Genomic DNA, 14,606 nt, shown 5'->3' with positions numbered 1-14,606 from the left:
CGGCGCTGTGGACTCTGTCCAGTTCTGGGTCCGGTTTTGCCGGTCCGGTGAAGAAGTGGGACAACGACGACCGGACGACCGGGTCGTGGAACTGGGACCGTTCGAAGTTGACGTCGGGTGATTTCAATGGCGACGGCAAGACGGACATCGGCATTCTGTACAACGGTGGTCAGCAGGCCGATGGTAAGAACATGACGGCGCTGTGGACTCTGTCCAGTTCTGGGTCCGGTTTTGCCGGTCCGGTGAAGAAGTGGGACAACGACGACCGGACGACCGGGTCGTGGAACTGGAACCGTTCGAAGTTGACGTCGGGTGATTTCAACGGTGATGGCAAGACGGACATCGGCATTCTGTACAACAACGGCCAGGAAGCGGACGGAACGAATCACACGGCGCTCTGGAGCCTCACGAGCACCGGCTCAGGATTCACCGGACCGGCCAAGAAGTGGGACTCCGGGAGCGACAGTTGGAACGCTGACGCCAGCAAGGTGACGTCGGGTGATTTCAACGGTGACGGCAAGACGGACATCGGCACCCTCTACAACTACGGCCGACGGGACGACGGTTCGAACAGCACCGGCCTGTGGTCCTTCACCAGTACGGGTAGCGGATTCGCGGCTCCGGTGAAGAACTGGGAGAGCGCGCAGTCCTGGAACTGGTTCCGCAGCGATCTCATCTGACCCCGCCGACGGCGTTCCGGGCCGGTCCGAGTAGGTCCGGTCACCGACCGGCCCCCCGCCCTCATTCCTCGCCCGGCAGGGCGAATTCGCACCACAGGGCCTTGCCGTTGCCTCTCGGTTCCGCGCCCCAGGAGTCCGAGAGGGCTTCGACCATCATCAGGCCGCGGCCGGAGGTGGCGGTTTCGCCGGGGGTGCGGCGGCGGGGCCAGCGGCTGGAGCGGTCCTCCACCTCCAGGCGGATGCGGCGGCGGGCGCCGCCCGGTGTGCCCGGGCGGGTGGGGAGGAGTTCCACCGTGACCAGCGCCCCGCTGTCCGTGTGCGTCAGCGCGTTGGTGATGAGTTCGGTGGCGGCCACCTCGATGTCGTACGCGATCGGGCCCGCCCGCCACTGGTCCATCGTGCGCCGCAGCATCGCCCGTACCTCGGAGGCGCCGGACGGGTCCGCCTGGTGGACGTGGAGCCGGAAGCGCGGGGTGGCGGCGGTGGTTCCGGCGGACGGGGCGCGGTGCAGGAGGACGAGGGCCATGTCGTCGTCGGAGCCGGACCGCGCCCACAGCTGGTCGGAGAGCCGGTCGGCGAGTGCTTCCAGTTCGGCGGGGCCGTCCCGTACCGCCGCGGCCAGTGCGTCGATCCCGGCGGTGATGTCCTCGCCGGGCGTCTCGACCAGGCCGTCGGTGCACAGCAGGAGCGTGGAGTCGGGCTCCAGGAACAGCTGGGTCTCGGGGAAGTGGTCCTGGCCGAACGCGGTGGCGAGTCCGAGGGGCAGTCCGCCGCGTACGGGGTGCCAGTCCGTGTGCCCGGCGGCGTCCCAGATGAGCGGCCCCAGGTGGCCGGCCCGTGCGACGTGCAGCGCGCCGGACTCCAGGTCCGCCTGGATGTACGTACAGGTCGCGAACCGTTCGGTCTCCAGCTCGGCGAGGAAGCGCGAGGCCCGTACGAGCACCGTCTCCGGCGCGTGGCCCTCGGTGGCGTAGGCGCGCAGCGCGATGCGGAGCTGGCCCATGACCGCCGCCGCGTGCGTGTCGTGCCCCTGGACGTCGCCGACCACCAGCCCCGTCCGCCCCTGGGGCAGCGGTATGACGTCGTACCAGTCGCCGCCGATGTCCCGGCCGGTGCTCGCCGCGTGGTAGCGGACGGTGACCTCGCCGCCGGCGATGTCCGGGACCACCCGCGGCAGCATCGTGGCCTGCAACCCGGTCGCGAACTCGCGTTCCTGGTCGAAGAGCGTGGCCCGCTGGAGCGACTGGGCGACGACGCCGGCCAGCGCGAGCGCAAGGTTCCGGTCCTCCGCCGTGTGCTGCTTGGGTACGGCGTTGAACAGGCCGAGCGCCCCGATGACCCGGTCCTGCGCCACCAGCGGCAGGAAGACGGCGCTCCCGGTGGGTATCCGGTCCAGGTACGGCCGCAGCCGCGGGTAGCGGGCGATCAGTTCGCCGCGTGACGACAGGAACGCGGCCCGGCGGCTGAGAGCGGCGTCCGACAGCGGCAGCGTGTCGTCGAGCCGCGAGACATCCATGCCTTCGGGGGTGGTGCCGGGCAGGCCGGCGACGGCGATGACCTCGAAGCGGTCGTTGTCGACCAGCCCGAGGATCAGCGCGTCGGCACCGAAGCGCCGGGCCCCGCCGGTCCCGGTCAGCACCCGGGTCACGTCCGCGACCGACAGGGCCCGGGAGAGCGCGGCGGTGGTCTGCTGCACCATCACGGTCTGCCGCTGCCGGTTCTCCTGGAGGGACCGCAGCAGGCCGGAGTCGGCCGGTTCGGTCCCCGCTTCCCGGACGAGTCCGACGATCCGGTACGGACGGCCGTCCCGGTCGCGCAGGATGTGGCCCTGGGCGTGCGTCCACCGGGGTGTGCCGTCGCGGCACAGGACGCGGAAGTACGTGCCGTACGAGGGCGCCCCGTCCTGGACGGCCTGGGAGACCGCCGCGTCGAGCCGGTAGCCCTCTTCGGGCGGGATCCGGGCGGCCAGTGCCCCGGGCCGCCCGCCGTACTCGTCCGGCCGCAGGTCGAAGACCTCCAGCCCGCAGGCGTCCAGGTCCAGCGTCCCGCTGTCCAGGTCCCAGTCGAAGGTGCCGGTCCGGTTGAGGGCGAGCCGCTCGGCGAGGCCGATGGGGGGACGCGGCGGTGGGCGGCGGGTGCCGTCCGTGCCGGGGCCGGGCCCGGCGGTCCGGCGCGGTCCGCCGCCGCGGCGCGGGTCGTAGCGGCCCGGCGGTGGAGGGGTGGTGTCGTGTCCGGTCATGGGTCCCCGCACCCCGTACGGGCCGGGTGGGGACCGGCGGCCGAAGGCGCCCCGGCCCCGGCCGCCCGCCGGGCGACCGGGACCGGTGGCGCCGGGGCCACCACGCCCGCCGCTTCCGTTCGCGGTCCGCCGTAGGGGGACCATCGCAACCGGGAAGCGGCCATGGGCTCACCTTAGGGCGGTGTCCCGGTTTGCGCACTTTGAGAGGGTTGGTGGGGGCCCGTCTCGTGCTAGCGCGCCCCGGCGGGGACCCGGGCGCCCGCCGCGACCGGCCGGGTGGTCCGCGTCCGGTGGGCGAGCCGCGCCTTCCCCGTCGCGACGTCGACCGTGTACGCGTCGACGGTCATCGCCCCGGCCGACACCTTCAGCACCATGAACCCGTGCCGGGCGAAGTCCTGCCAGGCGGCCGGATGCGTGAAGTGCGCCGTGCCGTCACCCGTCTTGGAGGCGGCGCCGCACACGAGCTGCCGGGTGCCGCGGGTCCGGTCGGTGGGCTCCAGGATCTGGAGGGTGTGGTCGTGCCCGGACATGATCACGTCGGCGCGCCCGCACACCACCTCCTCGTACAGCTCCCTGAGGTGGACGCCGCTGGTGTAGTGCCCGGTCGTGAAGCCGTCGTAGGAACCGGCGCTGCCGTGCTTGCCGTTGTTCAGATACGGGTGGTGGCCGAGGACCACCTTCCAGCGGGCGCGGGAGGCGCGCAGCGCGGCGTCCAGCCAGCGCCGCTGCTCGCGCATGTACGGGCCGTTCCACCGGTAGTGGGGGTCCAACTGCACGACGTACGAGGCCACCGGGTTGGTGTCGAGCGCGAAGAACTCGACGAGCGGGTCGCCCTGGGCGCCTGCCGGAAGGGCGACGTTGTAGTAGCGGCCCGGCATGTACCAGCGGCGGGACGTGGCGGCGTAGGCGACCTCCCGGTCGCCGCGCGCCGGGTCGCCGCCGCTGCCGGGCACCAGCCCCGAGCAGTCGTGGTTGCCCAGGACCATCAGCCACGGCACGTCGATGCCGGTGTTGGGCCGCTCGAACTTCTCCTCGAACTCCGCGTCGTCGTCGGACTCCGGGCCGTTCTCGTAGAGGTTGTCCCCGAGGCCGACCGCGAGCCCGATGTGCTCGGCGCGGCAGACCTCCTTGGCCGCCGCGGTGACCGCGTACTGCTCCGCCTTGCCCGTTCCGGCGTCACCGGTGACCAGGACGGCGTACTCACCGGACGGGCCCGGCGCGGACGGCAGCGGGAAGCGCGCCGGACCGGCCGCCCGCGCGGCGGCGACGGCGGGCCGCGGCGCCCCGAACGGCAGCGCGGCCAGCGCGGCCCCGGCCACCGCGCCGCCCAGCAGCGTCCGCCGGTGCACCCCGTGCGCCGCGGCCGTCGTGTCCGGCGTGCCGGCCGGTGCGGTGGTGCCGGGGAGGCCGGGGCCGGCCGTCCGCAGCCACTGGTCCTCGGTCAGGTCCGCCCGCGGCGGGATCAGTTCGTCGTCGCACATGGCTGGCTTTCTCTCACGGGAGGCGGGGCAACTGGTGACGGAGCGATGAACGGCGTGTGGACGTATGGGGAGGACGGCGTGGCGCGGCGGCCGGCCACCAGCGTGCCGGTGGAGCCGCCGGGCGGCACCCGGTCAGCGGCCCCGCGTGGCCAGCCGGCGCAAAATCCGGCCGCAGTGCCGGGCGTACAGGCGCTGGAAGAGCGGGACCAGCGGCCCCGCCAGCCGTGTGTACCAGCGGCCCGGCACGCTGAACGCCGTCATCGTGAACCACACCGAGCCGTCGGCCCGCATCTCGGCCACGAACGACTCCTCGCCGCGCTGCGGATGGCCGGCCAGCGTGCCGTACGCGAAGCCGATGCGCTCGCTCTCGTACTCGCTCCACACCACCTGGCACGGTGCCCACAGCCGCAGCGGGCCGAGGCCCAGCGCGCACTCCACCCGCACGCCGGGCGCGGCTTCCGGCGCCGAGGCCCGTACCCGTACGCCCGCCGCGCGGTGCATCCGGAAGGAGGTGACCGCGTGTCCCGCGGCTTCGAGGACGGCGCGGCCGTGTCCGAGGTAGGTCGCCTCGTGCAGATGGCGGTATCCGCCGGGCAGGGGGCGGCGGCGGGTGGCGCCCTCCTCGGTGTAGTTGAAGGGGCGGGGAGCGGGGGTGCTGCCGGTGGTCATGCCGGGGCCTGCTTCCTGGAGGACGGACTCGGGGCGTGGATGCGGTCGGAGGTGGTCACGTGGCTGCGGGGGCGGCCGGGGCGGAGGCGGTGGGCTCGTCCCGGAGGCGGCGCCAGGCGAGCAGGGCGCACAGGGCGAAGCCCAGCGCGTTGCCGAGGCCGTGGGTGGCCGCCATCCATGCCAGTGTGGGGTGCGGGACGCCGGTTGCCTCGCCGAGCGCCCAGCTCAGGGCGAGCAGCATGGTGGCGACCAGGACGGCGGCCGAGGTGCCGAGCAGCGCCCGGGTGGTCCGGTCCGGTGCGGTGGTCCGAACGTCCCGCCAGGTGACCAGGGCGACCAGCCACATGCCCGCGGTGAGGACCACCGCACCGGCCAGCTCGGCCCAGTCGTCGACGAAGTAGCCCGCCAGGACGAGCAGTGTGCCCACCGGCACGCTGAGCGCGGCGAGCGGCCCGGCCCTGCCGGGGCGGGCGGCACGGCAGACCAGCCCGGCCATCAGGGCGGCGGCGAACCCGGCGAAATGGAAGTGCGGCACGGTCAGCGACAGGATCTCCAGGTCGAAGCCGAACAGCGGGTGACCGGAGCGCTCGGCGACCAGGGCGATTCCGGCGACGGCCGGGGTGACGAGGGCCGTCAGCGCGGCGATCTCGACCGGGACGAGGCTGCGGGTGCGGGCCAGCCGGCGGGGCGCGTACAGCGCGAGGACGACGGTGGCGAGCGCGTAGCCGGCGGCGAGGGCGGTGGCGGCGGCGCCGCGCGGCAGCCAGAGCGCGGTCGCGCCCGCCGCCGCGGCCACCGGCCAGCAGCGCCGCAGCCACCGCGTACCGGGCTCGCCGAGCAGCGCCAGTCCCGTCGGGACCACGACGAACATGCCGAGCATGACGATGAGATCGACCAGTGCGGTCATGATGCCCCCAGACCCGGCCCGAAGCCGGCTTGAACACGTTCAACCCGTCACGGCAGACAGTACGTGACGGGTTGAACGCGTTCAACAGCGGCCCTGGGGTGTACCGCGTGGGCTCAGCGCACTGTGCCGTCCCACCGCCATTCCGTACGCCGCGGCAGACCGGGGAGCGCAGCCCGGCCCGCGCACCAGAGCAGGACGTCGAACGGGCGGTGCCCGGACCGTGCTGCCGGTGCGTTCGGGAAGAGCCGGGCCAGGACGGCGGCGCACAGCCCGTCGTCCGGTGCCCAGGCCAGAGGTCCAGCGCGCGGGTGATGTCGTAGGTGTGCAGGACGAGTTCCGTGATGCCCATGGCCGCGAAACCGGCGGCGTCGGAATGCCCCCAGGGGGGCCAGGCACGCACATCGGCCGGGGTGTCGCGGACCGTGGAACCGAGGAGGGAGGCCGCGATGCGCAGCCCCTCCAGACAGGCGGGGACCGGCGCCTGCGGGGCGGGGGAGGCGAAGAGGGTGATGTAGCGGTCGGTGGGGCGGGCGATCAGCAGGCCCGCGTATCCGGTCAGGCCGAGGGCGAGGTGGTCGAGGGCGAGGTGGTCGAGGGTTTCCCGGCAGGTCCAGGTGAGGCCGTGGGCGGCGCGCGCCCGCTCCATGGTGGCCTTGAGCAGTTCCGGCAGCGCGTTGTCGATGCCGCGCGCCGCGGCGGCGTGGCGGAGGTGGTCGATCGCGGCGATCTGGACGTCCACGGTGGCGTCGTCGCCCGGGTAGTGGCCGGCGTCCACCCGGGGCGCGTACGTCGTCAGGAAGCCGCTCACCGCGCCCGGCCGGCGGACGGCGACCGGGGTGAAGGCGCTGGCCGGGGTGCCCTCCGCGCCGACCAGGGCGGCGCCGTGCAGCCAGCTGGTCAGGGCGGCACCGTGCAGCCAGCCGGTCAGGGCGGCCCACATCAGGCCGAGCAGGGCCGCGTCGTACAGGGAGGCCAGGCCCGGGTCGGTGCCCAGGTACAGCGGGTCGCCCAGGGCCGCGAGCACCGGGCGGTGGGTCTCGAACACGGCGCGCTCGCCGCTGTAGAGGAACATCGTCTCCGGGCTGCCGACACCCGGGGGTGTCGTCATGATCGCGCCGCCCAGGTGGTGCGCACCGTGCGACCGCGCCCACGCGGCGGCCTCCGCGGCCTGCTCCGGGGAGCCGGAGGTGAGGTTGACCAGCGTCCGGCCCGCCAGCGAGGCCGCCACCGGGTCGAGGACGGCGCGCAGGGCCGCGTGGTCCAGTACGCAGGCGATGACGAGCGGGCCGGCCGCGGCCGCCGCCGCGGGGTCGCCGCCACCGCGGCGCCGCGCTCCGCCAGCGGCCCGGCGCGGTGCGCCGAACGGTTCCGGACCGTGGTCGCGTGGCCGCCCTCCAGCAGCGCGGCGGCCGGCGCCGATCCCATCGATCCCAGCCCCAGTACCGTCACGGCCGCGCGTTCGGTTCGCATATGTGTCTCCTCGTACGTCCGCCGGCGGTGGTCGGTGCCGGCGGTTGATCACGTACGGACCACGCTCGCAGCGCGCGGCGGCGGCAACCAGTGACAGTGGTGACGGCCGGCACCAAATTCCTGCCATGCCCCGCGGTTGCCTACCCTTCGGGGATGAGCGCTGGTTCCGTCGCGGTGGTCGTGACCGAGGAGATCGGGGTCCCGTCCTGGAACCTGTACGAACTGAGCATCCCCTGCACGGCCTTCGGCAAGCCGCAGCCCGACCTGGCCGAACCGTGGTACGAGCTGCGGCTGTGCGGCACGGGGGAGCGGGGCGCTCCGGACGGCCCCGCAGGCCCGGACGGCCCCGCCGGCGCGGCCGGGCCGGCGCTGCGCACTCCGTACGGCCTCGACGACCTGGCCGGCGCGGACACGGTCATCGTCCCCTCGGTGCCCGATCCCTGTGCGGAGGAGGGCCGGCCGCTGCCACCGGCCCTGATCGCGGCGCTGCGCCGCGCCCACAGCGCCGGTGCCCGCATGGTGTCCCTGTGCACCGGCGCCTTCGCGCTCGCCGCGGCCGGGCTGCTCGACGGGCGCCGCGCCACCGCCCACTGGATGCACACCGCGCAACTCGCAGCGCGCTACCCGAAGGTGCGGGTCGACCACTCGGTGCTGTACGTGGACGACGGCGACGTGCTGACCAGCGCCGGGCTGACCGCCGGGCTCGACCTCTGCCTCCATCTGGTGCGGCGCGACCTGGGCGCACACGTCGCCAACCAACTGGCCCGCCGGATGGTCGTCCCCGCCCACCGCCCCGGCGGCCAGGCCCAGTTCGTCGACCTGTCGGTGCCCGCCACCGACGACCAGGGCCTGGCCCCGGTCCTGGCCTGGGCCCGCGCCCGCCTCGACCGGCCGCTGACCGTCGAGGACCTGGCCGAGCGCGCCGCGCTGAGCCCGCGGACGTTCTGCCGGCGGCTCCAGGCGGCCACCGGCACGACCCCGCTCCAGTGGCTCCTCGACCAGCGGCTGGCGCGCGCCCAGAGCCTGCTGGAGACGACGGACCTGCCGGTCGAGAAGATCGGCGAACTCAGCGGGCTGGGCACGGCGAACAACCTGCGCCACCACTTCCTCAAGCGCGTCGGGGTCTCGCCGTCCGACTACCGGCGGGCGTTTCCCCGTACGGTGCCGGAGACCCCGGAGGCATCGGTGACGCCGCTCGCGGGGTGAGACGGGCCGGTACGCGCAGGGCGGCGCCCCTCCCGTACCGGCTCGCGGACCCACATGTCCGTTTCCGTACCGGCCCGCGGACCCACATGTCCGTTTCCGTACCGGCCCGCGGTCCTACGCGCCCAACGACCCGCACCGGCCGGTGTCCTACGTGTCCGCCGCCCCGTGCCGCCCCGCCCCCGCGGCGAAGCGCGCCGCGCCCGTCATCGCCTCCGCCAGGACGCCCTGCCCGTAACGGAGTTCCTGGGCCATGGCGGCCTCCTCGGACAGGCCCTCCTGCGCCAGGAGGGAGGCGCGGTCGCTGCGCAGGCAGGCCTGCGGGAAGCGGGCGATGGCGGCTGCCAGCTCCTCGGCCTCGGCGCGGGCCCGTCCCGGCGGGACCACCCGGTTGGCCAGGCCCATCTCCAGGGCCTCGGCAGCGCCCACCGGCCGCCCGGTCAGCACCATGTCCAGGGCCCGGCCGGTGCCGACGATGCGAGGCAGGCGTACCGTGCCGCCGTCGATCAGCGGCACGCCCCAGCGGCGGCAGAACACCCCGAAGACCGCGTCCTCCTCCGCCACCCGCAGATCGCACCAGAGGGCCAGTTCCAGTCCGCCCGCCACCGCGTGCCCGGCGACCGCCGCGATCACCGGCTTGTCCAGGTGCATCCGGGTGGGGCCCATCGGCCCGTCGCCGTCCGCCGCGACCCGGTTGCCGCGCCCGGTGCCGATGGCCTTGAGGTCGGCGCCCGCGCAGAACGTGCCGCCCTCGCCCCACAGGACGGCGGCGTGCGCCGTGTCGTCCGCCGCGAAGGCGCGGAAGGCATCGGCCAGCGCGGCGGCCGTCGCGCCGTCCACCGCGTTGCGCGCCCGCGGCCGGGACAGGATGACGGTCGTCACCGGCCCGGAGCGCTCGACGCGTACGCTGCTCCCCGGCCCGTCGCCGCTCATCCGGTGCTCGCCGTCGGGGAGCCGGTCCGCGCCCGCTCCAGAATGGCCGTCAGGTCGGCGCCGCCGGGCAGGGTCCCGAAGGCGTGGCCCCACTCCCCGTCGAGCCGGGAGGCACAGAACGCGTCCGCGACCGCCGGGTGGCTGTGCCGTACGAGCAGGGCGCCTTGGAGCGCGAGCGCCATCCGCTCCGCCAGCGACCGGGCCGCGCGCTGCGCCTGGTCGGGATCGCCGAGCGTGCCGAGCATCTTGCGGACGCCCGCGACGGCCGCGTCCAGCCGCCGGTCGGCGCCCGCCGCCGCGTCCACCTCCGCGAAGTACGCGTCCAGCGAGGCCGGTTCCTTGGCGAGCGCGCGCAGTACGTCCAGCGCGGCGACGTTGCCCGAGCCCTCCCAGATCGACAGCAGCGGCGCCTCGCGGTAGAGCCGCGGCATGCCGGACTCCTCCACGTACCCGTTGCCGCCCAGGCATTCCAGCGCCTCGGCCGCGTGCGCGCTGCCCCGCTTGCACACCCAGTACTTGCCGACGGCCAGCGCGAGCCGGCGCAGCGCGGCCTCGCCCGTGTCCCCCGCCTGCGCCTTGTCCACGGCGGTCGCCAGCCGCATCGCCAGCGTCGTCGCCGCCTCCGACTCGATCGCCAGGTCCGCCAGCACCGCCCGCATCAGCGGCTGTTCGGCCAGCGCGCGGCCGAACGCGTGCCGGTGCGCGGTGTGGTGCAGCGCCTGCCGCAGTCCGGCGCGCATCCCGGCCGCCGAGCCGATCACGCAGTCCAGCCGCGTCATGTTCACCATCTCGACGATGGTGCGCACACCGCGCCCCGGCTCGCCGACCGGCCAGGCCACCGCGTCCTCGTACTCGACCTCCGAGGAGGCGTTGGAACGGTTGCCGAGCTTGTCCTTCAGCCGCATCAGCCGCATCCCGTTGCGGGTGCCGTCGGGCAGGACGCGCGGCAGCAGGAAGCAGCCCAGCCCCTCCGCCGTCTGCGCGAGCACCAGGAACACGTCGCTCATCGGCGCGGACGTGAACCACTTGTGGCCGGTGATGCGGTACGTGCCGTCGCCCGCCGGCACCGCCCGCGTCGTGTTGGCCCGCACGTCCGAGCCGCCCTGCTTCTCCGTCATCGACATGCCCGCGATCAGGCCCGTCTTGGCGAGCGGCGGCCGCAGCCCGTAGTCGTACGCACGGGCCGCCAGCAGCGGTTCGTGCCGCTCCGCCAGCGCCGGTTCGGCGCGCAGGGCGGGGACGGCGGCGTACGTCATGGACACGGGGCAGCCGTGTCCCGGCTCGGCCTGCGACCAGACGTAGAACTTCGCCGCGCGCACGACATGGGCGCCGGGCCGCGGGTCCGCCCACGGCGCGGCGTGCAGCCCGTGCTCCACCGCCACGGTCATCAGCCGGTGCCAGGCGGGGTGGAACTCCACCTCGTCGATCCGGTGGCCGAAGCGGTCGTGGGTGCGCAGCCGGGGCGGCTGCTCCTCGGCCATCCGGGCCTGCTCCTGGATCTCCTCCGTCCCGGCGAGCGCGCCCAGTTCCCGGACCTCCGGCTCGCCCCACCCGGCGTCCGCGCGGCGCAGCGCCGCCGGCAGGACCGGGTCGTCCGCCGCGCTGAACCCGGTCAGCGGCGGCGCCTGATTCACGACTTCATGGGTGACGGTCATACCGTGGACGTTACAGAAACAGGACAAGCGATGGAAGGGTGTAATAGCGGGTGCGGTTAGGATTCCGGCCGATGGACCACGACACTTCCGTACGCGACACCGCGGCGCACCTCGGCCTGCGGCCCCTCACCGCCCGCTCCATCGTGCTCAGCACCCTCCTCGGCCACCATCCGCCCCGCCTCCCGGCGCGCGCCCTGGTCCGGGTCGGGGAACTCTTCGGCATCGCCGAGGGCACCGTCCGCGTCGCGCTCTCCCGGATGGTCGCCGCGGGCGACCTCCAGCAGCAGGAAGGGACGTACGGGCTCACCGCGCGGCTGCTGGAGCGCCAGACGCGGCAGGACGAGAGCCGTTCGCCGCGCACCCGGCACTGGGACGGCGGCTGGGAGATCGCCGTGGTCACCGCCGAAGCGCGCCCGGCCGCCGAACGGGCCGCGCTGCGCCAGGCCATGGCGGAACTGCGGCTCGCCGAACTGCGCGAAGGCACCTGGCTGCGGCCCGCCAACCTGGAGCGCACCCGCCCGGCCGTGGTGGCCCGGCAGTGCACCCTGCTCACCGGCGCCCCGGACGGCGACCCGGCCGCGCTGGCCCGTGGCCTGTGGGACCTGGACGGCTGGGCGGCGCACGCCCGCGCCCTGCTGGCCGCGCTGTCCGGCGCCGCCTCACCGGCGGCGCGCTTCACCGTCTCCGCCGCCGTACTGCGCCACCTGCTCGCCGACCCGCTGCTGCCGGACGCCCTGCTGCCCGCCGACTGGCCGGGCGCCGAACTGCGCCGCTGCTACGACGCCTTCGAGTCCGAGATACGCGAACTCCTGCGGCAGTACGTCACGCCCGGCAGCACGGCCTGAGCACCGCCGGGGGAGCGGGCCCCTCGGCGGCCCCCGAAGCCGGTGCGCTCGGCGTCAGCGTCCTCGAAGTCAGCGGCCCTCGAAGTCAGCGGCCCTCGAACAGGAAGTCCAGGAAGAGGGTTGCCGACAGCAGCGCCGCGCTGCCCCCGGCCGTGAGGCCGTTGCGGGCCATCCGCGCGTCCAGCCGGACGAACGCCTTGCGTCCGCGCGGGGTGCCGAAGCCGCCCGACGACAGTACGTCGCGCGCGTCCATCTGGACCGACAACAGGCCCTGCGATCCGCCGCGTTGCAGCAGCGTGGTGTCGTCGACCGTGGACAGCAGCGCCAGCAGCGCGTCCATCCGGGCCGTCACCTCGGAGGCGCCGGCCGCCCGCGACTGGCGCAGGGCGGGCAGCGCCACGCCCAGGACGTTCGGGAAGCCGGAGCGGGCCTGGCCGACGGCGCCGGGGACGCCGTAGTACTGCCGGGCCCGGCCGCCCGGCGACCGGCTGGCCGCCGGGGCGCCGCCGTCCGGCAGGCGTGCCAGCGTGGCCGCGGCCTCACAGGTCTCCACGTCCGAGCGGCAGTTCGTGGCGGCGGCACCGGCCACCAGCAGCCCCACGGACCACAGGGCACCCCGCTTGCCGGGTGCGCCCGGCCCCGCCTGGAGGGCGCGCTGCTCACCCGCCCGGCCCAGCCGCCCGAGCTGTTCGCGCAGCCGCCGGTCCAGCGGCCGGCCCATGGCGGCCTCGGCCATGGAGGCGAAGGGGGCGTGCAGCAGTTCGGCGGCGTGCAGCGCGAGCGGGTCGGGCTTCGGGGCCAGGACCGTCTGCGCCGTGCAGGCGGCGACGGCGAGATCGGCGAGCCGCAGCGGAAGGGGACGGTCCGGAGAGGGGTGCGGGACCGTGTGCAGAACGGGGCGCTCGTAGGTGGCCGGAACGTCGTCGCGCGCGGCCTCCGGCCGTAGCCTCTTCATGATCGACCGGCCGCGGACCGCAGCACGGGCTGAAGAAGTAGGAGTACCCATCGGGTCGCGCTCCCTCCGTGTTACGCCGTGCCCTCCCAAATCCCTCCCAAAAGAGTACGGCTTCGCCCGCGCGTCCGATGCGCCGCCCCCTGGTCTGTCCGGTTCCGCCCCCGGGCCGCGGCCCCGGCACACCACAGGGCCGATCCGGCGCCCCGCGGCCGGCTTTGGCACATCCTCCAGTCCAGGTCGCACATACAAGGTGCTTTCCCACGGATCAATTGCAGATGAGAGAGCGTCTGCCATACGGTGCCGCATATGCAGTCCTACACGATCGGCCAGGCCGCACGCCTGCTCGGCGTCAGCCCCGACACGGCCCGCCGCTGGGCCGACGCCGGCCGGGTCCCCACCCACCGGGACGAGACCGGCCGCCGGCTGATCGACGGCCGCGACCTGGCCGCGTTCTCCACCGAACTCGCCAAGAACGGCGCCACGGAGGAGGACACCTCCCACACCTCGGTCCGCAACGCCTTCCCCGGCATCGTCACGGCGATCAAGCTGGGTGACGTCGCGGCGCAGGTGGAGATCCAGGCCGGTCCGCACCGGCTGGTCTCCCTCCTGACACGGGAAGCGGTGGAGGAACTCGGACTGGAGGTCGGCATGCGGGCCACCGCCCGCGTGAAGTCGACGAACGTCCATATCGACCGCGTCTGACGCGCACGGCCCACCGCCTCCCGCGTCCCCGCGCCCCGCGTCACCAAGGAGCCGATCCCGATGTCCCGCACCTCCGGCGTCACCCGTCGCCGCGCCGTCGCCGCCGCCCTGACCGTCGCCGTGTTCGCCCCGCTCGCCGCCGCCTGCGGGAGCGGTGGCGACTCGTCCGCCGCGGACGGCGGCCGGACCACGATCAAGGTCCTCGCCGCCGCGTCGCTGACCGACGTCTTCGCCAAGGCCGCCGACGCGTACCACAAGGAACACCCCGACACCACGGTGAAGTTCTCCTTCGCCGGCTCGCAGCAGCTCGCGGCCCAGGTCAACCAGGACTTCCCGGCCGACGCCCTGGTCACCGCGGACACCCGGACCATGGACGGGCTGCACGGCAAGACCGGCGAGCCGCGGGTCATCGCCAGGAACCGGCTGGTGATCGCCACCGCGGAGGGCAACCCCAAGCACGTCCAGGGGCTGGCCGACCTGGCGACCGCCAAGAAGCTCAAGGTCGTGCTGGCCGCGCCCGCCGTGCCCGTCGGCCGCTACAGCAAGAAGGTCCTGGACCGGCAGGGGATCACGGTCCAGCCGGTCTCCCAGGAGCAGGACGTACGCGGCGTCCTGAGCAAGGTCGAGCTGGGCGAGGCGGACGCGGGCATCGTCTACGCCACCGACGCGATGACCGCGCCGGACAAGGTGGACGCCGTCCGGATCCCGGACGAGCAGAACGCGATCGCCGAGTACCCGGCCGCCACGCTCAAGGTTTCCCGGCACGCCAAGGAGGCGGACGCGTTCGTGAAGTGGCTCGGCGGCGCGCAGGCGCAGAAGATCCTGCGCGACGCGGGCTTCCAGCAGCCGTGACCGGACCGCGAGCCG

General features: G+C 74.5%; 12 protein-coding genes and 1 pseudogene. 5 read left to right on the top strand and 8 right to left on the bottom strand.

Annotation, left to right across the window (positions count from 1 at the left end; genetic code table 11):
- A partial coding sequence (locus tag ACH4FX_RS04880) for an FG-GAP repeat domain-containing protein (protein WP_398475183.1) occupies positions 1-680 on the top strand: 680 nt, incomplete at its 5' end.
- A gap of 61 nt (positions 681-741) precedes the next feature.
- Here ACH4FX_RS04880 and ACH4FX_RS04875 read toward each other — a convergent pair.
- The 5 genes and pseudogenes from ACH4FX_RS04875 to ACH4FX_RS04855 form a co-directional block, all read right to left on the bottom strand.
- Positions 742-2,919: a SpoIIE family protein phosphatase gene (locus ACH4FX_RS04875; protein ID WP_398475181.1), complete on the bottom strand. Its 2,178-nt coding sequence runs from the start codon at positions 2,917-2,919 to the stop codon at positions 742-744.
- 230 nt (positions 2,920-3,149) lie between these two features.
- Positions 3,150-4,400 (bottom strand): metallophosphoesterase, encoded by a 1,251-nt coding sequence (locus ACH4FX_RS04870; RefSeq protein ID WP_398475179.1) that lies wholly within the window; start codon positions 4,398-4,400, stop codon positions 3,150-3,152.
- Between the two features lie 132 nt (positions 4,401-4,532).
- Complete coding sequence (locus ACH4FX_RS04865) at positions 4,533-5,069, bottom strand: DUF1990 family protein (protein WP_398475178.1); 537 nt, start codon at positions 5,067-5,069, stop codon at positions 4,533-4,535.
- A gap of 55 nt (positions 5,070-5,124) precedes the next feature.
- Positions 5,125-5,976 carry a YndJ family protein gene (locus ACH4FX_RS04860; protein WP_398475176.1) on the bottom strand — a complete coding sequence of 284 codons (852 nt, stop codon included), beginning with the start codon at positions 5,974-5,976 and terminating at the stop codon, positions 5,125-5,127.
- Between the two features lie 619 nt (positions 5,977-6,595).
- Positions 6,596-7,446 (bottom strand): annotated as a pseudogene (locus ACH4FX_RS04855) (NAD(P)-dependent oxidoreductase); the annotation flags it as partial.
- A gap of 153 nt (positions 7,447-7,599) precedes the next feature.
- Here ACH4FX_RS04855 and ACH4FX_RS04850 point away from each other — a divergent pair.
- Entirely contained in the window at positions 7,600-8,652 is a 1,053-nt protein-coding gene (locus ACH4FX_RS04850) for a GlxA family transcriptional regulator (protein WP_398475174.1), read from the top strand.
- Between the two features lie 147 nt (positions 8,653-8,799).
- On the opposite strand, the gene ACH4FX_RS04845 is transcribed toward ACH4FX_RS04850, so the two are convergent.
- Positions 8,800-9,582: a crotonase/enoyl-CoA hydratase family protein gene (locus ACH4FX_RS04845; protein ID WP_398475172.1), complete on the bottom strand. Its 783-nt coding sequence runs from the start codon at positions 9,580-9,582 to the stop codon at positions 8,800-8,802.
- Complete coding sequence (locus ACH4FX_RS04840) at positions 9,579-11,237, bottom strand: acyl-CoA dehydrogenase family protein (protein ID WP_398475170.1); 1,659 nt, start codon at positions 11,235-11,237, stop codon at positions 9,579-9,581. The genes ACH4FX_RS04845 and ACH4FX_RS04840 overlap by 4 nt, the downstream gene beginning before the upstream one ends.
- A 71-nt stretch (positions 11,238-11,308) precedes the next feature.
- On the opposite strand from ACH4FX_RS04840, the gene ACH4FX_RS04835 reads away from it, so the two are divergent.
- Entirely contained in the window at positions 11,309-12,082 is a 774-nt protein-coding gene (locus ACH4FX_RS04835; protein ID WP_398475168.1) for a PaaX family transcriptional regulator C-terminal domain-containing protein, read from the top strand.
- An 85-nt stretch (positions 12,083-12,167) separates the two neighbouring features.
- Here the strand turns inward: ACH4FX_RS04835 and ACH4FX_RS04830 are convergent, their stop codons facing one another.
- Entirely contained in the window at positions 12,168-13,037 is an 870-nt protein-coding gene (locus ACH4FX_RS04830) for a triphosphoribosyl-dephospho-CoA synthase (protein WP_398475166.1), read from the bottom strand.
- 306 nt (positions 13,038-13,343) lie between these two features.
- On the opposite strand from ACH4FX_RS04830, the gene ACH4FX_RS04825 reads away from it, so the two are divergent.
- On the top strand, positions 13,344-13,739 hold the full coding sequence (locus ACH4FX_RS04825; RefSeq protein ID WP_398475164.1) for a molybdopterin-binding protein: 396 nt from the start codon (positions 13,344-13,346) through the stop codon (positions 13,737-13,739).
- 60 nt (positions 13,740-13,799) lie between these two features.
- Positions 13,800-14,591 (top strand): molybdate ABC transporter substrate-binding protein, encoded by a 792-nt coding sequence (modA, locus tag ACH4FX_RS04820; RefSeq protein WP_398475162.1) that lies wholly within the window; start codon positions 13,800-13,802, stop codon positions 14,589-14,591.
- The last annotated feature ends 15 nt before the right edge of the window (positions 14,592-14,606 follow it).

It is taken from the genome of Streptomyces sp. NPDC018019 (assembly GCF_044327805.1).
In the GTDB taxonomy this organism is placed as follows: Bacteria; Actinomycetota; Actinomycetes; order Streptomycetales; family Streptomycetaceae; genus Streptomyces.
This window is presented reverse-complemented; position numbering and strand designations above follow the sequence as displayed.